The 18,392-nt window shown below is 40.6% G+C and carries 16 protein-coding genes and 1 tRNA gene; 5 read left to right on the top strand and 12 right to left on the bottom strand.

Features of this window, described 5'->3' with window-relative positions:
* The 5 genes from AQPE_RS07075 to AQPE_RS07055 form a co-directional block, all read right to left on the bottom strand.
* A complete protein-coding gene (locus AQPE_RS07075; protein WP_318350357.1) occupies window positions 1–282 on the bottom strand; it encodes a hypothetical protein in 282 nt (93 codons plus the stop codon).
* Between the two features lie 80 nt (window positions 283–362).
* Complete coding sequence (locus AQPE_RS07070) at window positions 363–2,738, bottom strand: beta-glucosidase (protein ID WP_318350356.1); 2,376 nt, start codon at window positions 2,736–2,738, stop codon at window positions 363–365.
* 17 nt (window positions 2,739–2,755) lie between these two features.
* Window positions 2,756–3,016, bottom strand: a complete 261-nt coding sequence (locus tag AQPE_RS07065; protein ID WP_318350355.1) for a hypothetical protein — start codon at window positions 3,014–3,016, stop codon at window positions 2,756–2,758.
* A gap of 144 nt (window positions 3,017–3,160) precedes the next feature.
* A complete protein-coding gene (locus AQPE_RS07060; protein ID WP_318350354.1) occupies window positions 3,161–5,281 on the bottom strand; it encodes a PKD domain-containing protein in 2,121 nt (706 codons plus the stop codon).
* 137 nt (window positions 5,282–5,418) lie between these two features.
* A complete protein-coding gene (locus AQPE_RS07055) occupies window positions 5,419–5,706 on the bottom strand; it encodes a hypothetical protein (protein WP_318350353.1) in 288 nt (95 codons plus the stop codon).
* Window positions 5,707–5,838: 132 nt separating this feature from the next.
* Between AQPE_RS07055 and AQPE_RS07050 the strand changes: the two genes are divergently transcribed.
* Window positions 5,839–6,711, top strand: coding sequence for a helix-turn-helix domain-containing protein (locus tag AQPE_RS07050; protein ID WP_318350352.1), 873 nt, complete (start codon window positions 5,839–5,841; stop codon window positions 6,709–6,711).
* 516 nt (window positions 6,712–7,227) lie between these two features.
* Here the strand turns inward: AQPE_RS07050 and AQPE_RS07045 are convergent.
* From AQPE_RS07045 to fucP, 7 genes are all read right to left on the bottom strand, one after another.
* Window positions 7,228–7,315: transfer RNA gene (locus tag AQPE_RS07045), tRNA-Ser, on the bottom strand.
* A 58-nt stretch (window positions 7,316–7,373) separates the two neighbouring features.
* Window positions 7,374–8,405, bottom strand: coding sequence for an asparaginase (locus AQPE_RS07040; RefSeq protein ID WP_318350351.1), 1,032 nt, complete (start codon window positions 8,403–8,405; stop codon window positions 7,374–7,376).
* Window positions 8,406–8,584: 179 nt separating this feature from the next.
* A complete protein-coding gene (locus tag AQPE_RS07035) occupies window positions 8,585–9,349 on the bottom strand; it encodes a TatD family hydrolase (RefSeq protein ID WP_318350350.1) in 765 nt (254 codons plus the stop codon).
* 201 nt (window positions 9,350–9,550) lie between these two features.
* On the bottom strand, window positions 9,551–10,885 hold the full coding sequence (gdhA, locus tag AQPE_RS07030) for an NADP-specific glutamate dehydrogenase (RefSeq protein WP_318350349.1): 1,335 nt from the start codon (window positions 10,883–10,885) through the stop codon (window positions 9,551–9,553).
* 405 nt (window positions 10,886–11,290) lie between these two features.
* Window positions 11,291–12,694, bottom strand: a complete 1,404-nt coding sequence (locus tag AQPE_RS07025) for an alpha-L-fucosidase (RefSeq protein ID WP_318350348.1) — start codon at window positions 12,692–12,694, stop codon at window positions 11,291–11,293.
* A 91-nt stretch (window positions 12,695–12,785) separates the two neighbouring features.
* Entirely contained in the window at window positions 12,786–13,136 is a 351-nt protein-coding gene (locus AQPE_RS07020; protein ID WP_318350347.1) for an L-rhamnose mutarotase, read from the bottom strand.
* A gap of 18 nt (window positions 13,137–13,154) precedes the next feature.
* Window positions 13,155–14,453, bottom strand: a complete 1,299-nt coding sequence (gene fucP / locus AQPE_RS07015) for an L-fucose:H+ symporter permease (RefSeq protein ID WP_318350346.1) — start codon at window positions 14,451–14,453, stop codon at window positions 13,155–13,157.
* A gap of 318 nt (window positions 14,454–14,771) precedes the next feature.
* Here fucP and AQPE_RS07010 point away from each other — a divergent pair, with 318 nt between their 5' ends.
* From AQPE_RS07010 to AQPE_RS06995, 4 genes are all read left to right on the top strand, one after another.
* On the top strand, window positions 14,772–15,209 hold the full coding sequence (locus AQPE_RS07010) for a peptidylprolyl isomerase (protein WP_318350345.1): 438 nt from the start codon (window positions 14,772–14,774) through the stop codon (window positions 15,207–15,209).
* Between the two features lie 127 nt (window positions 15,210–15,336).
* Window positions 15,337–16,224: a DMT family transporter gene (locus AQPE_RS07005; protein WP_318350344.1), complete on the top strand. Its 888-nt coding sequence runs from the start codon at window positions 15,337–15,339 to the stop codon at window positions 16,222–16,224.
* 80 nt (window positions 16,225–16,304) lie between these two features.
* The gene (locus AQPE_RS07000) at window positions 16,305–16,634 is read left to right on the top strand and encodes a TIGR04076 family protein (RefSeq protein ID WP_318350343.1); all 330 of its coding nucleotides are present in this window, start codon (window positions 16,305–16,307) and stop codon (window positions 16,632–16,634) included.
* A gap of 85 nt (window positions 16,635–16,719) precedes the next feature.
* Entirely contained in the window at window positions 16,720–18,297 is a 1,578-nt protein-coding gene (locus AQPE_RS06995) for a beta-N-acetylhexosaminidase (protein ID WP_318350342.1), read from the top strand.
* The last annotated feature ends 95 nt before the right edge of the window (window positions 18,298–18,392 follow it).

The following is an 18,392-nucleotide window of genomic DNA, read 5'->3' as shown; positions in this document are numbered from 1 at the left end:
TTAAAATGCGGAGAGAGCGGCTATCTCTCCCAACCCGTTTTTCAATACTTTTTTGGCTTTGACCAAATCAAAATCACCATTCGTAAACACAGTAGATTTTGTTTGCCAGATACACTGAAGTTGCATTATTTTCTCATCTAAGGTCATGCGTGCAAGCAAATCTTTGGTACGCTCTTCGGGAGAAAGATTTTTGTTTTTATAATCAACTGCTTGAGAAAAAGCCCAGATACTTATTAAAACTAACAAGAATAAAGCTCCAGTCTTTTTAATATTCTTATACATTACCATCCAAATTTTATTCATCTTACCGATTATTTTCAGTACAAGATTTCCGGTTGTCATTAACGCAGAGAAATTAATAATTATTTTTGCCGACTCTTCACATCCTCATTAATTCGAGTCAGAAGATCCATGATCATATTTTCAGAAATTCTACCGCCAGATAAAGTAATAACCTTTTTCAATGGCATCTCCATCATTGATGCTTCACTCATTTTTTGTTGTTTAATCGCAGCTTCTTTTTCCACACCAGATAAACCTTCTAATTTTACTCTTGATTGGGACATTTTTTTGATTCCTTCAACAAACTCTGCCCCAAAAGGATGTTCTGCCAAATCACCAATTGTTGAGTTAATATCGTAGATCTGATAATACTTTTGCTTCACTGTTAGATTGACTTTTTGAGATAAACGAATGTCTCGGGAAGAACTTCCGACCAAAATTTCAAATTGCCCGGAATCTGCCTTCCAACAATGATTTTTTGTGCTATAATATTGAAAATCTCTCGGTTCTAATTCAAATGTAACAACCTTTTCTTCCCTCGGTTTTAAGTCAACTTTCTCAAATCCCTTCAATTCCTTTACAGGTCGGATTAAGCCACTTTCAATATCGCGGAGATATAACTGAACAATCTCTTTACCATCGCAATTCCCAGCATTTCTAATTTTACATTGAATGATTAGATTTTCTGTGTCAGCCAATTCTGTTTTGTCTAATTTTAAGTCTGAATATTCAAATCTGGTATATGAAAGTCCATATCCAAATGGGAATAATGGTTCAATCTCTTTAATATCGTAATACCGATAGCCGACAAAAACGCCTTCATTGTACAATGATTTTCGATTTTCGCCTGGCCAGGTTAGATATGATGGTGTATCATTTAATTTTTGGGGGAATGTTTCTGCTAATTTTCCTGAAGGATTGACCTCGCCTAATAAAACATCAGCAATAGCTGAACCGCCAGCTTGTCCGCCCAAATAAGCTTCAAGCAAACCATCGACCTTATTTATCCAGGGCATGGATACAGGCGAACCATTCTGCAATACAACAACTACCTTGCTTGTCACTTCTGCAATTTTTTCAATTAATTTGTTGTGGCCTTCAGGCATATTCAGGGTTAATCTGTCAAAACCTTCTGATTCATAACTATCTGGTAGCCCGGCCAGGACAATAGTTATGTCTGATTCTTTTGCTATTTTCAGTGCTTCTTTTAGCAGGCTGTCGTTGGTTTCACCCAATCTGTTGTATCCATCAGTATATTGAATGATGAACTGCTTGTTTTCCACCTGATTCATTGCATCCAGGAAATTATCCAATCGTGTCGGATTAACGAGAGAACTTCCTGCACCCTGAAACCGTGGTGATTTTGCAAACGTTCCTACAACAGCGATCTTCTGCTTCTTTTTTTTGTTGATTGGGAGAATATTGTTTTCATTTTTTAGCAACACCATTCCTTCCGATGCGATTTGTCGTGCTAAAAGTTGGTCAGCTTGTTCATTAAGAGGTTGAACACCACTTTTATTTGCTGATAGTTTAAATATCAGGCTAAGGTTTCTCCTGACTATTTTATCGAGTTCTTTTTCATCGAGCAATCCGGTTTTTACGGCTTCCACGATTTTCGAGGCATTCATTCCACCATCACCTGGCATTTGCAGATCAAGGCCCGCCTTAATTCCTTCGATCCTGTTATTAACCGCTCCCCAATCGGTAACACATAATCCATTAAAACCAAATTCGTCTCTCAGAATATCGGTTATCAACCATTTATTTTCCGTGCAATAGGTGCCGTTCACTTTATTATAGGCACACATCACTGATGTCGGCTGGGATTTTTTTACAATTATTTCAAAAGCTTTTAGATAGATTTCGCGCAGAGTTCTTTCATCAACCTCGGAACTTATAAGCATTCGTTCAAATTCCTGATTATTTGCGGCATAATGCTTGACCGATGTTCCCACACCTTTTGATTGCACGCCATTAATATAGGCCGAAGCCAATTGACCCGAAACAATCGGATCTTCCGAAAAGTATTCAAAATTTCGACCTTCCAAGGGTGACCTTTTAATATTTACACCAGGTCCTAATAGTATTTGGACACCATAATGATTTGCCTCGTCTCCCAACGCCTGACCAAGCTTAAAAAGTAAATCTCTGTTCCAGGTTGATGCCGCTAATGCTGCTGTTGGGAAACAAGTTGCTTTTACACTGGGTTCTGTAAAGTTTGTTCCTTCATTAATCCGGATTCCATGAGGGCCATCGGTCATAAAAACAGAAGGTATTCCCAGTCGATCAATTTTTTGCGTGTGCCACATCCCAGCACCAGCACAAAGCGATGCTTTTTCTTCAATAGTCAATTGTTGAATTAATTGTTCTATTTTATCGGTCTGTGCATTTGTAGAAGAGCTTACCCACATCATTAGCATGAATAAGAATTCTGCTAAATTTTTTGATTTTTTCATTTACGAACGATTGATAGTTATTTAAAATCTTCAAGTTTCCATTCATCTTTCCAATATATCCCAGGAACACCATTTTCCCAGGTTATCGGGAGCCATACATAGGTAGCGTTATAAGTGACATCCCAGTCACTTCTTTTCACGGCAGTCATATCATTCAAAATCACTTTAGTGAAATCTCTTTCGTGCGGCTTGTGCGACTTGAATCGCTCTCTGATTCTTTCAACTTCCTTCTTAGGTTCATCAGTACCACAACTCTGTGGCAACCATCTGTCTGCCAAAGCTATATACAAATCCTTTTTGCCGGGTATTTTTATTATCTCCTGAAACCAAAGGTTCAGTTACATTTATCCGGAATGGCTTTATAGATAAATACGAATTAGGTCATGTATAATAATCTAATCATACATTACCTAAATCCCTGTTTATTTAACCACAACCCTAACACGTCCAAGATTCTGAATGTGTGCATATGGAGTTTTTTTGTCTCCTTGTCGCTCTGATGATATCTTTAGCGCAGTGAAATAGGTTCCAGGTTTGGTGAAAGTATAGGTAGCCTTTAAGGTTACATTAGAGCCGGTTTTGTCAACTGGTTTGAATTTCCCAGAAGTTGAATAAGTTCCTTTACCTTCGAAATCCCAGTCTGCGGCAACAACTTTGCCTGTATGTTCCGGAACTTCAACTACTGCGGTAAAAGTAACAGGTTGACCAGCTTTTAAATCTGCATGTACTCCACCATTGGCCTTCAAAGTCACAACGGGTTGAATCCCTTTGCGCTCATTGGCTGTAGGCGGTACGATAACCTGACCATCTTCAATTTTATAGTTTGTGGTAGCTGGAGGTGCAATACCTTTTTCGACCCAGGCGCTCAAATCACGTAATGCCTGTTGTAATATACCAATGTAGCTCACAGCACGGTTTGCATCATCAAGTTGTGAAGCTGCATCACCGTGTAAGGCATGATCGGTGTACCAAAGACGGAAATTATCGTCAGTGTTATTTCCCAGATTTTCTTTAACTCGTTGACGATACCAGTCGCACTGCCAAGGATAGGCTTCGCGATCCCATAACGATCCCAGCAGAATCATCTTACCTTTAAATTTTCCAGTGGGTACTGAACCTGCCGCACCCATGGTAAACATTGGTCCTATTAACATAGAGCGTTGTGGGTAGATTGGTTTACCATTCGCCTCACGGAATTGATTCCATACCGGATATTGACTTCCTGGATCTTGATGTCGGTGGTAGGTCTGTACAGCGAGGAAATTCGAGTTATCTACCTGCACTTCGTCTCCCGGTTTTATTTTTGAAAGAATACTCAATGGATTTGTAGGTGCCAAAGCTACTTTATCACCCATAAGTTTTGTTAATTGTAGAGTAGCACCAGCGGCTTCGCCGGTTTTAATTATCAAGTCGCCACCCAAAAATTGAATATCGGGCATAATATCATCTAAAAAATAAGCTTCAGGCTTTTCGCCTTTGTCGCCTGTATTCTTCCAGGCTTTGTCGGCGCTTCCTCGGTCTTCATCCGACACAGCTTCGCTTAATCCAAGTTTTACAGCTTCCTGATACCCAATTATAGCTTTAATCTTACTAACTTTTTGAATGCGATAGCCCACGAACGATTTTGGGTTATCGTAACCCAGATAACCCGGTTTGTTCCAAAAATCTTCGGAAAAATATTTCTTGTCCGCCATCACAATTCCCGGATAAAGAACAAGAAATCCATGGATGCCCATGCTTTTGTATCCGTACCACGCCTTAGGAGGAAAACCCATCTTCGTAACTTCTTTCAGGGCAGCTTTTTCTTCTTCATTCAATCCGGCATACATATCTCCACCACCTCCCGGCTCAAGGGCATCAACAATTTGTGGAAATTTGTCGTTCAAAATGCGCATTGCATACATTCGCACTGTAAAAACATTTGGAATTGCCACAGGCGATCCCAAAACATAAGGTACGGCTCCGTCCCAAACTCCTTTAGTATTTTCAATTCCTCCTACCGTTCGATAGGCGCCACCAGTTCCTCCAAAACAATATCCGTAAGGACGATTACCGCCATAAATATTTAGGGCAACAACCCGAGAAAACTGTGCAGAAGCAGCATTTGCGCGGTAAGCTCCGATTGTAGGATCATTAGCTCGCGGATTGGAGAAATCAGTTTTTCCTCCACCGTTCGTTTCAATAAAATAAGCTCCACTGACAATTGAGAAACCGATCTTATCATTTTCTCCGGAAGAGCCCTGCGATAAATTTTCGTTATCAGGGAAAGGGGTTATATATTGAAAGAAATGACCCTGATATTGTTCCTTTGGAGGAAAATAGAATGAGAATCGGGTTTCGGTTTTCTCAAAACCACCATGTATGTACCTGTGACGAACAGGCTTGTCGCGCCACTCATCAATGTCGATAAAAGGTTTGCTAAATACAGAATCAGATGTTCTAAAGGTCAAGTTTTTAGCAACCATGCTGTTTTGTGCCTGAATGATCTGGATTCCAATGCAAAATGGCAATAATAGCAGCAGCAAATATTTATTCGTCATCATTTTTTGTTTTTCAGGATTTCCAAGGAAGGTACGATTTTTCGGGGCAAAAAACTACTTTTTCCGCTCTGCCACTGTACTGTACATTCCCATAATAGTAGAGTCGGCATGGTCATCGTCCTTTTTCTTCATAACCAAATCTACGTCAGAGCCCTGGCTACCAATAAAGATGATCGTTGCCTGATTTTCTTTAATTTCTGTTTTACCACTTTATATAATTCCTTGCCGGCCTCATCTTTTATGGTTGCAGTTGTTTTGTCGTCGGCCTGTTCAAATCCGATAACCATTTTTACTGTACCCATTGGTCCATCAAACGACGCGTTCCATTTTCCCATATAGAAATCAAACCCTGATTTGGGTTGAGCTTGCATGGTAATGGAAAGGAAAACCAGAAGGATTCCTGCAAATAAAAAAACTGATTTTTTCATTTCTGATTGTTTTAAAGTTTATCTAAACAAAAGTATCGAAGCAAGAATTATTAAATACGTCAGATTTAGCTTATTTTTGGTCGATAGGTAGAAAATTGATTAACTTACCGTCTTTGTAAATCTTGAAAATGGATGAAAAGTAATATTTCGACAATCGACTGGCAAAATTGTTTACAGGGGCCTGAAACTAATTCGATCGACACGGATCTGTTTCTTTTTAGCAATCCGCTGCTGCTTCCTGCCTTTGATTTTCCGGTAAAAATGGATATTCCCCTTACGATTCTTTGCAGCAGGGGTGCGATCAAAGCCAGTATCAATCTGAAGGATTACACCATCGAAGCGCCTGCTTTGTTTATCGTCGCTTCGGGCCAAATTGTGCAGTACCGGTCGGTGAGCGAAGACTTCACAGGCTTTTTCATGCTGATGTCGAAAAAATTCCTTGCCGATCTATTAACCGGGCCGCGCGAAAGGCTTCCCGTGTTTTTTTCAGTGATCGATTATCCATTGGTTCAGCTTACAGCAGATGATCTGGTTTCAGTTACCGATTTTTACATGATGCTGCAAAAAGTAATCAGGCAAACCGGAAACCCCTACAGGCTTGAAACAGTCAGGCATTTGGTTCAGGCAATGTTTTACAATACAGGCTATAAGTTTCATAAAATCAGCGACAACAGCACGAAAACGAAGCACGAAATTTTGATGGAAGAGTTCATTAATCTTGTAAAAGCTCATTTCAAAAAAGAACGCGAGGTTGGATTTTATGCCGCAAAACTGAAGCTGACACCCAAGTACCTTTCCAAACTCATCAGGGACAACAGCAACAAATCGGTGAACGACTGGGTGAACGATTATGTGATTTTGGAAGCCAAAGCACTGCTCAAATCAACTGACATGAACATTCAGCAAATCAGTGATGTACTGAATTTCCCTTCACAGTCGTTTTTCGGTAAATACTTTAAACGACTCGCAGGTGTTTCGCCAAAAGAGTATCGAAAAAGCAAGTAAAAAAAAGCAAGCTGGTCAAAGGTTATAAACCCGTCCGATGTGTGTACTTACTTAACAAGCGCTCATAGGATTGAAAAGTATCCATATCCTCCAATATTTCGCCGTCCTGACTCATAATCATGCAAACACCAGGGCGGCGATACTATGGAAAAGCCGGACTAAAAAACACCTTCCGCCGGGGATTATTGAACCATGCACGACGAATTTAAGTTATTAAACTTAGGATAATTATGGACCCATTATTGCAAACGGCGCAGAATGGTCATTTTGTCCGGCATGTCCATTCAACACCACATCATCATACCAGAAATTTGACATCTCCTTTTCTGAAAAATAAAAATAGGTGTCATTATTGAGTAAATATCACTTAAGGAATGTAATCAAAGAGGCAATATTTAAGTTTGTTGGGCAAGAATGGTCTGTCGGATAGGGTTACTAAAAAAACACCCAACCTTACATTATTGGGTGTAAAATTGGGTGTTTGCTCTGTAATGTGCTAATAATAAGCATAAAATGCGGAGAGAGCGGGATTCGAACCCGCGGTACCCTTTAGAGGTACACACGCTTTCCAGGCGTGCCAATTCAGCCACTCTTGCATCTCTCCCAATAAATCTGGCTTTATTTTTACGGGCTCGAAAGTACGAAAAAAACCAATAGAAAAGCTATTCGCTCATTTCGCCAATTAAACTTTTATTCAGGTGAAGCTTTATTTCTTCATGATCTAAACCTTGTCCCAGAAGGAACATCAGTTTGGTTATGGCGGCTTCGGTAGTCATGTCTTTGCCACTCACAACGCCGGCATTTTCGAGCTCAACGCCGGTTTCGTAGCGCCCCATATTCACTGCTCCACCCTGACATTGAGTGACATTCAGAAAAATAATCTTGCGCTTAATCGCATTTTTTATCTGGCTGATCATCCATCGAGAAGTGGGAATATTGCCCGAACCAAACGATTCGAGAACAACTCCTTTCAGTCCGGGAATGTTCAGAATGTTTTCAAATACCATTTTTCCGATCCCCGGAAATATTTTCAACACAACCACATTCTCATCGAAATGCGTCCTGACTTTCAATATGCCTTTATTCGGAAACCGGTTAATGTTCTCCTGAAAATATTTGATTTCGACGCCAGCCGTAGCCAATGGTGGATAATTTACCGAAGAAAAAGCATTAAAATCGTCGGCATGTCGCTTCGAAATTCTGTTTCCGCGATAAAGCTTGGAATTGAAATACACACACACTTCAGGAACAATGGCCTGTTCGTTCTGCTGAGCGGCGGCAATTTGTATCGATGTAATCAGGTTTTCTTTGCCATCGGTGCGAAGTATTCCGATCGGAAGTTGAGAACCGGTTAGGACGATTGGTTTATCCAGATTTTCGAACATATAACTTAGTGCCGATGCGGTATAGGCCATGGTGTCGGTTCCATGTAAAATAACGAATCCATTGTATTTGCTGTAGTTTCGTTCGATGGTATTGGCAATTTTCACCCAAATGGCGGGAGTCATGTTTGACGAGTCGATGGGAGGAGAGAATGTGACCACCTGAAGATTAACATCCAAACGGTTAAGGTCGGGAACTTCAAGCTGAATTTGGTCAAATTTCATGGGTACCAAAACACCGCTGGATTCCCGCTGTACCATTCCAATGGTTCCACCGGTATAAATAATGAGAATCGAAGGTTTCTTTTCCACGAGATAAATTTTAATGATCAAACAAATGTGTCGCTGAAATAAATTCTAAATAAACGGCACAGGAGAAGACTGAAAATATTGTTCGATGCGGAAATTTCATCGCATGAAAGTTCCACGAGACCGTAAAGGTAATTAATTTAAGAATGGAGATATTTTCGAGTGAACAACTTTATTTCAAGTTAAATCTCAAACAGTTTCCGGGCGTTATCGGTGGTAATTTTTGCGATGTCACCAATAGTCATGTGGTGAAGATCGGCAATTTTTTGTGCCACGTAAACAAGATACGAACTTTCATTTCTTTTTCCACGGAACGGAACGGGAGTCAAATAGGGCGAATCAGTTTCCAAAATCAAATGCGACGGATCTATCTGGCTGACAATCTGGTCTAAACCGCTCTTTTTAAACGTAACAACCCCTCCAACTCCAATTTTAAAGCCAAGGTCAGTAACCAAGTTGGCTTGTTCAATTGTTCCTGAAAAGCTATGAAAAACACCGCTCAGGTTATCATCTTTTACTTCAGTCAGCACTTGGTAAACTTCGTCAAACGAATCGCGCGTGTGAATAACAACAGGCAATTTATACTGTCGGGCTAACTCAAGTTGAAAACGAAAAGCATGAATTTGTTCTTCCAAAAACGATTTATCCCAATACAAATCGATGCCAATTTCGCCAATCCCATAAAATTTACGCTTTTTCAGCCAATATTCAACAACCTGCAATTCCTCCTGATAATCGTGAGTCACCGAAGTTGGGTGTAGCCCCATCAGTGGAAAACAAATATGAGGGTAGGTATCAACCAGATCCAACAGGTTTTTTACCGACGAACTGTCGATGTTTGGAAGAATAATTTTGCGAACATCGTTTGAATATGCGCGCTGAATTACTTCATCCAGATCGTGAATAAAGTCAGTTGAATAAATATGAGAATGGGTATCAATCAGCATTTTCGGCAAAATTTGACCAAAATAAGAGAAAATATACCACCTGAATATGAACGGAATATTATTTTATTGTGTAGAAAAAAGAAAATCGGGGTTGTTTGAGCCAAATTCGCGTAAATACCCAATATTTAAAATGAATGTCCCGTAAATTTTGTTCCGGAGAACTGATTTACGGGACATTTCCGAAGTTATCGATTGCAGCAATTATACAATTCCTTGGGCAAGCATGGCATCGGCTACTTTTACAAAGCCTCCCACATTTGCACCAACCACATAATTCACTTTATTTCCTTTTTTGCCGTAACGCACGCAGGTATCGTGAATGTCTTTCATGATTCGGTGCAAATACATATCCACCTCTTCTCTTGGCCAGTTCATGCGGATAGAGTTTTGCGACATTTCCAATCCTGAAACAGCCACACCACCTGCATTAACAGCTTTTCCAGGGGCATAAGTAATTGCTTCTGTTAAATATTCAACGGCTTCGGCAGTACAACCCATGTTCGAAGTTTCGGCCACAAGGAAACAACCGTTGCTGACAAGCATTTTGGCATCTTCAAGATTCACTTCATTTTCGCAGGCACATGGCATTGCAATGTCAACTGGGCATTCCCAAGGTTTTTTGCCCGGAATGAATTGTGCACCAAATTCTTTGGCGTAAGGTTCAACCACATCGTTGTTCGAAGCACGAAGCTCAAGCATATAATCTACCTTTTCTCCGGAGATTCCATTGGCATCGTAAATATATCCATCTGGTCCTGAAATGGTAACTACTTTACCTCCAAGTTCGTTTATTTTAAGGATAGCGCCCCAGGCCACATTTCCAAATCCGGAAACGCTGAAAGTTTTGCCTTCAATTTCTTTTCCGAGGTTGGCCAGCATGTGCTGAACAAAGTAAACTGCTCCGAAACCGGTTGCTTCCGGACGAATTAAACTTCCGCCCCAACCCAGTCCTTTGCCGGTTAGAACTCCGGTAAATTCATTCCTGATCCGTTTATACTGACCGAATAAGAAGCCAATTTCGCGTCCACCAACACCAATGTCACCAGCAGGCACATCGGTATTTGGACCAATATGACGGGAGAGTTCAGTCATAAACGATTGACAGAAATGCATGATTTCGTTATCTGACTTACCTTTCGGGCTAAAATCAGATCCACCTTTTCCACCGCCCATCGGCAAAGTGGTCAAGCTATTTTTAAAAGTCTGTTCGAAACCCAGGAATTTCAGTACGCTTAAAGTTACAGTAGGGTGAAAACGCAATCCTCCTTTGTATGGACCAATGGCTGAATTAAATTCAACGCGGTATCCACGGTTAACCTGAACTTCGCCACGATCGTCGACCCAAGGCACACGGAAAATAATGGTGCGTTCCGGTTCAACGATTCGTTCCAGAATTTTTGCCTTTTGGTATCTGGGGTTTTTCTGATAAACATCCCATATCGATTCAATTACTTCCTGTACGGCTTGATGAAACTCGCGTTCGCCCGGAGTGCGTACTTTTAGAGCTTCCAAAAATTCATTGATGTCTGCTTTCATTTGAGATTTATTTATTTTTTAGAAAACATTTGGAACTTACCATAGATAATCAAACAATCATGCGCTGATCATATAAGGCTCGTTTCATCTCTTTAAGAATTAAAAAATGATAGCCAAAGTTATGACATTCATGTATTGGTTATTCCAATCTCAGAAAAACAAATTCGAATTTATATCTCACATTAACAGGTAGTTGTGTTTGATAAAATGAATGTTTAATAACACGGATGACTTTAGTCAGCATTTTGGACGTCGATAATCGGGCAATATCTTAAAATTGAGCTTTTGTGCTGAAAATCAGTATGTATTGTAACAGTTTAAAGCATAAAAAGAGCTTGGTCAGACAAAAATGCCGTTAGGCTACCTTAAAAGTTGTATTTTAAAGAAAAAGTGGGCTTTTCAGTATTATTTCGTCAGTTCAATATTTGTTTCCGGTTTATATTCAATCCCAATTTTATCGAGCGGTCGATCGAATTCAAGTTTGGCAATCAAAACAGAATTCGCGAGTTCATTGGCAGGCAAATTGCGTAACCGGAGATAAGGTTGCTGTGTGGAGTGGTCGCTTGGGCATAAATTTACGGCACAATCAATTGGGTTTCCATTATTTAATAAGGTTGCTTTGGTGGGCATCACATTAATAGGCTTCAGCTTCAGGCCCGTTCCAACCGGAACTTTATTCAGGTGAATGTACACCGTTTGGTCGCGTTTGGTAACTATAACTCCGGTAGCACTGACAATGTTGGAGTCTGTTTGAACCTGATGATAGGATTCGTATGCCGATTTTTTCCATGTACCGATTCGTCTTAAAATATCAGCTGCATCTTTGGGGATTATTCCTTCACCGGTTGGCCCTACATTCAGTAAATAATTGGCGTCACGAGCCAAATAGCGGTCAATACTGCTGATCAGATGCCGGTCGGTATAATAATCTTCGTCTTTTTTATAGCCCCAGCTTTCCATGCCCACCGATTGGCAGGCTTCGGTCAAACGGTCGAAACTCCGGGCTTCAGCCGCAATATTGTCGTAGTCACGTTCAGGCGTCCCAAAATCACCATCGTCGAATCCCCGGTTATTAATTACCGCTTTAGGCTGAAGTTTGCGAATCATGGCATTTACCGCAGGATCTTTATATGTGGGAACATTCATATCCCACCAGAAGCCATGAATTTCGCCATAATTGGTACAGAGTTCGCTAACCTGAGCTTTCAGGAATTCCATGTATTTATCCCAATCGGGAGAATCCTGTGGTTGTACAGGCAATTCGTGATGCCGTCCCTGGTTCGGATAATTGGGTTGGTTCCAGTCGGCAATGGAATAATACAGGCAGAGCGGAATGTTTCGTTTGTGACAGGCATCCGAAAGCATCCCGAGAACATCTCTTTTATAAGGTGTATTTATGGTATTGAACGTGGTTTGTTTCGAATCCCACAAACAAAATCCATCGTGATGTTTGGTGGTGAGAGTGATGTATTTCATTCCGGCTTCTTCCATCAAATCGAGCCATTGTTCAGGATTGAACTTGGTCGGATTCCATTGTTTTGCCAGTTTTTCGTATTCAGCCCTGGGCATCCTTGCCCGCCATTGATGTTGCTCGTGCCATCCCGGAATGGAATATAGTCCCCAGTGGACAAACATTCCGTAGCGATTTTCAAAAAACCAGTCACGGCCATCACCAAAACGTTTAATTCCATCTGAATTTTTCTCTGGGATATTGATTTGAGAAGTGAGATTAATTGCTTCGGCCCAGGGAGAAATAAAAGGAGTAACTGCCAAAGCTGCCGCGGTTTTAAAGACGTCTCTGCGCTTCATAGGTTAAGTTTTATATGATTTTCTCTTCCAGGAAAAATAAATCCCGGAATAGTTGACAGACCGGGATTTTAATATTTTAAATGACGACTTCCTAGTCTAATTTATAAATGCGTTCCATCAGTTGCCATTTTTCGTCGGCTGTGGCTTCGGCAGAGCTTTGCTGAAACCTGGAAACATAGGCTTCCCATTCGCTTTGGCGCGGTTTTGTTGCCAATTCAGCCATGGCTTTATCGTGATTGAAATCAGCAAATGTATCCATAATCATAAACAGACGGGTTCCGTAGATGTAAATCTCCATGTCGATGATGCCGACATCTTTCATGCCTTGTGTAATTTCGGGCCAGGCGGCACCGGGGGCATGTACCTTTTTGTAATCTTCAATCAGTTTTGGATCGTCTTTTAGCGACAATGTTTTGCAATATCTTTTTATTCCCGTATTCATATTTTCAGTTCGTTAGTATTATTTGCGATGAACCGTTAGCGTGCGATACCCATAAATGCCAATAATGACAAAACAGATTAAAGGTAGGGTGAAGGAAAAGTTTACTGCCGGAAGCCAGCCAACTGTACCCAAATCGATAATAGCTCCCTGTAAAGGTGGCATTAAAGCTCCTCCCACAATGGCCATAACCAACCCGGCAGCTCCAAGTGTAGCATCTTCGCCAACGCCTTCGAGGGCGATTCCATAAATGGTAGGAAACATAAGAGACATAAAAGCTGATATGCCGATCAGACAATATAACCCGGGCATACCTACAATCAGGATTGCTCCGAGTGTCATAATAAAGCCACCAGTCGCAAAGACCGTGAGTAATAGTCTGGAATTCAAATATTTCATCAACATTGTACTAATAAATCTACTTGTGAGAAATATGCCCATAGCAATGATGTTGTAATGTTGTGCCTGCGCTTTGGTGATCCCCAAATTTTCAGCATATTGAATAATGAATGTCCAGCACATGATTTGTGCGGCAACATAAAATACTTGTGCAATAACCCCTTCTCGATAATTTGGATTTGCAATTAGCCTTCGGAATGTATCCTTGGCATGTATGGTATGATCGGGGTCTTTTCGCTTCGGCATTTTAAACAAGTAAATTACGAGAAACATCAAAATCACAACAAAACCAAGTATCACATACGGATCGCGGATAACAGCAAGGTCGTGGGTACGGATACCTGCTTTTTCAACTTCGCTTAAAGTGCTAAAGACCAATGCACCTGATTCGTTTCGGACATCCGACTGCAACGAGGTTAAAATGAAATTTGAGGCAACAAACATTCCGAGCAATGACCCCATTGGATTAAACGACTGAGCCAAATTCAATCTGCGGGTTGAAGTTTCTTCGCTGCCCATTGAAAGAATATAGGGATTAGCTGTTGTTTCGAGAAAAGCCAGGCCAAAGGTTAAAATGTATAAAGATAAAAGAAAGAATTCGAAAATTTCATATTTGGCCGCCGGGTAGAAGAGAAGTGCCCCTAAAGCGTAGAGAGCTAAACCCATTAAGATTCCCTTTTTGTAACTGTACTTTTTTACATAAAGAGCTGCCGGGATGGCCATAGTAGCGTACCCGCCATAAAATGCAAACTGTATCAATGCTGCTTTTGCATTCGATATTTCCATTACAGTTTTAAAGGCAGCTACCATCGGATTGGTGATGTCGTTAGCAAATCCCCATAGTGAGAATAAACTGGTAATTAAGATAAATGGAACCAGCAATTCCCTTGAAACAACTTTTGCTTTGGTTTTCGAGTTCACGGTTAAGAATGTTTAGTTTAATTAAGAGTCAAAAATCAACAATCCAATTTGATTTGCCAAACCCATTTGCGACACAACACTCTTGCAAAGCTTTGCAAGGTCATAAAAATGTTGAGGAACATTTTTATAGATAATATTTCGTTGATGGGCAACAAATAAAAAAGCAAGTTAGATTTCGATGAGCAAGAATACGAATAAAGATAAATTCAGCTATCCTGTAGTGTGCTGTTGTGTAACATGGGAAAATGTTAAGCATGCAATAAATCTCAGTTTGAGCAAAATATTGTATTTTTGCAGCCAATCTTTAATAATACAAAAATGAGCAAAGCAGAAATTTATACCAGCAAAGGGGTTATGAAACTGAACTTCTACGATGAAGATGCCCCAGGAACAGTTGAAAACTTCATTAAACTTTCTAAAAGTGGGTTTTACAATGGGTTGACATTTCATCGTGTAATTCCTGATTTCGTCATTCAGGGTGGTTGCCCTAATGGAACTGGCTCAGGTGGTCCAGGGTACAAGATTCCTTGCGAGTTGGATGGCGAAAACCAATATCATGACCGTGGTGTCTTATCGATGGCTCACGCCGGACGCAATACAGGTGGTTCGCAGTTTTTCATCTGCCACAGTCGCCGCAACACATCGCACCTCGACCGCAAACATACGTGCTTCGGCAAGGTTTACGAAGGTCTCGAAGTGATTGATGCCATTCGTCAGGGCGATTTAATTGAGAAGATCGTAATTATCGAAGAATAGATGATCTGAAACCCTCGCCAAGTGCGGGGGTTTTTTATAACCCAAAATATCAGGTTTAATCATTTTTGTCAGCTATTGTTCTGGATAATATCTGTAGTTTTGCGAAACTAACTTCGAACCAATTTCTATGTCCGATCATTCTAAAGGCATATTCTTAACTTTAGGCTCAGTTGTTTTCTTCGCGCTGATGGCTGTTTTGGTGAAAGCGATCCCCAATGTTTCAAGCTATCAAACCACTTTTTTTCGCTTTGCCATTGGTGTTGGTATTGTTGGTCTTTTATCGCTGTTTGGCGTTATCCAGCTTAAGTTTAACAATCGGAAAGGATTATTTTGGCGTGGTTTGGTTGGAGGAATTGCCGTTTACCTGTTTTATCTGGCGATATTGAAGCTCGGTGTTGGAAAAGGGTCGGTCTATATTTATTCGTATCCCATTTTTGCCACTCTTTTCAGTATGCTCATCCTGAAAGAAAAAGTGGAACCCATTAAATTTATTATTATAGCCATTTCGTTTGTCGGACTCATTTTGCTTTCGGTTGGTGGCGGAAAAGGATCGTTGGCTGGAATGGGTATTTTTGAACTGATTGCGATTGCCGGATCGGTAACTACCGGACTTGCTGTAGTATTTGTAAAGAAATTACACAACAGCGATAATTCATATGCCATTTTCTTTTCGCAGTGTATCGTCGGTTTCTGGATGTTTCTCATTCCTTCAGGAGCAACACAAGCTAAAGGCAATTTGACAGAGTTATTGTTGCTTGTTTTGGTAGGTGTTGTTGCTACTATTGGTCAATTGTTTATGACAGAAGGCTACCGTTATGTGAATGTGGCAACAGGTTCACTGATGCAATCGATGGTGCCGGTTTTTAACTTACTTGCAGGATGGCTCATTTTTCACGAAGTGTACACAACTATTGAGATGATGGGCGCGTTTGTTATTGTCGGCTCATGTTTTCTTTTGGTTTTCGTTAATTTCAGGATAGGAAAAAGAACACGTATTTTAAAGCTTGTTGAATGACATAGATCAATCTGAAACAGAATGATAATCCATGTTTTTTGGGTAAATTGCCTTTTTCAAAACACTTAAAACGGGAAGTCATGGCAAGTTGTAAGATTACAGTTCTGAGGAAGATGATTAATAGAGATTTTGTTGATGAGTATTCCAGTTTAGACATTTCTGATCAGTGCCTGGGGTGTCACCTGCTAACGGTTGGTCAGGAATTTTTGGTTGAAGATCACAACAACATTCCTGAAGGGTTCTGTGCCTGGGCTTGGGGCGACATTCAAAAAGATGTAACTCACATCATGTTTGATGGCAGTTACCCCTGGATGAAAAAGCCGGGAACGGCGATTAGCAGTTGTTCCGATGGATTAATGCCAGTTATATTTAAAATTGAAAAACTTAATGAAACGAGCCATGAGATATAATTTCATCCCGACTAATAATTATCACTGGCAAGTTCCATCTGACAATTAAAAAACAGATTAATAACAAATAAACATATCACTAACCATGACAAAAACCAAATTTAAACTCTTTGCTTTCGGATCGCTTTTTTTAACTGTGATCTTCAGCCAGATGGCTTGTAAACCTACCGATCTTTCAAAAGAAAACATGATCCCTAAACCTGTTTCTGTAGTTGCTACGGGTGGTAAATTTGATTTGACCGACCAAACTGATATTTACATTCAGGACGAATCGGCCGAATTGAAACAAATTGGTCAGTATCTGGCCGACAAGTTAAATCCTTCAACCGGATTAGGTCTGGAAGTTAAACCCACCACTGATGCTCCAGCGCCAGGAAATATTTATCTGTCACTTTCAGGCAGTGATTCTGAATTGGGCGACGAGGGTTATCAATTAACCATTACTGATAAACTGATCAGTTTGTCCGCGAATAAGCCAGCTGGCTTATTCCATGGAATTCAAACGATTCGCCAACTTCTTCCTGCTCAGGTTGAAATGACTTCGAAACAAAAGGGACCTTGGGAAATCGCAACCGGAACAATCCGAGATTATCCTACTTATGGATACCGTGGTTCGATGCTCGATGTGGCTCGTCATTTTTTCGGTGTTGATGATTTAAAAAACCTTATCGATCAGATGGCTTATTACAAAATGAATGTAATGCATCTGCACCTGTCTGATGATCAGGGTTGGAGGATTGAAATTAAATCGTGGCCAAACCTGACCGCTCATGGCGGTAAAACTGAAGTTGGCGGTGGCGAAGGTGGATTTTATACTCAGGAACAATATTCGGATATTGTGAAATATGCTCAGGATCGTTTCATTACCATTATTCCTGAAATCGACATGCCAGGACATACCAATGCTGCATCGGCTTCGTACCCTGAGTTGAACGGAAATGGAAAGACCGCTGATTTATATACAGGAACTGAAGTGGGATTCAGTACATTGGCTACCAAGAAAGAAGTGACTTATAAATTTATCGACGATGTGATCCGCGAATTGGCAGCTTTAACTCCAGGAGAATATTTGCACATTGGTGGCGACGAATCGCATGCAACTAAAATTGAAGATTACATTCCTTTCATGAATCGGGTTCAGGATATGGTGGTTGCTCACGGGAAAAAGGTTTTGGCCTGGGACGAAATAGCCTTGGCAACAGTAAAACCGAATACGGTTGTGCAATATTGGGCTAAGGCCGAAAATGCAATAAAAGGAGTGGCGCAAGGAGCTAAAGTACTGATGTCGCCTGCAAAGAATGCCTACCTTGATATGCAATACGACTCAACCAGCACTTATGGATTGCATTGGGCTGCATACATCGAAGTTGACAAAGGCTACAATTGGGATCCGGCGAATCTGGTTCCTGAAATCAAAAAAGAAAATATTACTGGAATTGAAGCTCCGCTTTGGTCTGAAACAGTGGGAGAACGTAAAGAAGCTGAATACTTGATTTTTCCACGATTGTTGGGTTACGCCGAAATTGGCTGGACACCAGCGGAATTGCGTAATTGGGACGATTATAAGATTCGTTTGGCGAATCATGGCGAACGCATGAAAGCCATGAACATCAATTTTTATCCGTCGAAACTGGTACAGTGGGACGTAAAAAAAGAGAAATAAATACACACGATAACAAACAAGAAACGCTCCGGAGAAGGAGCGTTTCTTGTTTCTATGCATATTGATCGGGTGACTTTAAGTCACCTGATCAATAG

Source organism: Aquipluma nitroreducens (assembly GCF_009689585.1).
GTDB classification, from domain to species: Bacteria; Bacteroidota; Bacteroidia; order Bacteroidales; family Prolixibacteraceae; genus Aquipluma; species Aquipluma nitroreducens.
The sequence above is the reverse complement of the archived record's forward strand: the minus strand, read 5'-3'. Positions and strand labels throughout refer to the sequence as shown.

Coding starts and splice junctions, on each gene's coding strand:
- AQPE_RS07070 (WP_318350356.1), bottom strand. CDS start 2,738: ATGAAAAAATCAAAAAATTTAGCAGAATTCTTATTCATGCTAATGATG.
- AQPE_RS07005 (WP_318350344.1), top strand. CDS start 15,337: ATGTCCGATCATTCTAAAGGCATATTCTTAACTTTAGGCTCAGTTGTT.
- AQPE_RS07010 (WP_318350345.1), top strand. CDS start 14,772: ATGAGCAAAGCAGAAATTTATACCAGCAAAGGGGTTATGAAACTGAAC.
- gdhA (WP_318350349.1), bottom strand. CDS start 10,885: ATGAAAGCAGACATCAATGAATTTTTGGAAGCTCTAAAAGTACGCACT.
- AQPE_RS06995 (WP_318350342.1), top strand. CDS start 16,720: ATGACAAAAACCAAATTTAAACTCTTTGCTTTCGGATCGCTTTTTTTA.
- AQPE_RS07050 (WP_318350352.1), top strand. CDS start 5,839: ATGAAAAGTAATATTTCGACAATCGACTGGCAAAATTGTTTACAGGGG.
- AQPE_RS07055 (WP_318350353.1), bottom strand. CDS start 5,706: ATGAAAAAATCAGTTTTTTTATTTGCAGGAATCCTTCTGGTTTTCCTT.
- AQPE_RS07025 (WP_318350348.1), bottom strand. CDS start 12,694: ATGAAGCGCAGAGACGTCTTTAAAACCGCGGCAGCTTTGGCAGTTACT.
- AQPE_RS07020 (WP_318350347.1), bottom strand. CDS start 13,136: ATGAATACGGGAATAAAAAGATATTGCAAAACATTGTCGCTAAAAGAC.
- AQPE_RS07075 (WP_318350357.1), bottom strand. CDS start 282: ATGTATAAGAATATTAAAAAGACTGGAGCTTTATTCTTGTTAGTTTTA.
- AQPE_RS07060 (WP_318350354.1), bottom strand. CDS start 5,281: ATGATGACGAATAAATATTTGCTGCTGCTATTATTGCCATTTTGCATT.
- AQPE_RS07035 (WP_318350350.1), bottom strand. CDS start 9,349: ATGCTGATTGATACCCATTCTCATATTTATTCAACTGACTTTATTCAC.
- AQPE_RS07000 (WP_318350343.1), top strand. CDS start 16,305: ATGGCAAGTTGTAAGATTACAGTTCTGAGGAAGATGATTAATAGAGAT.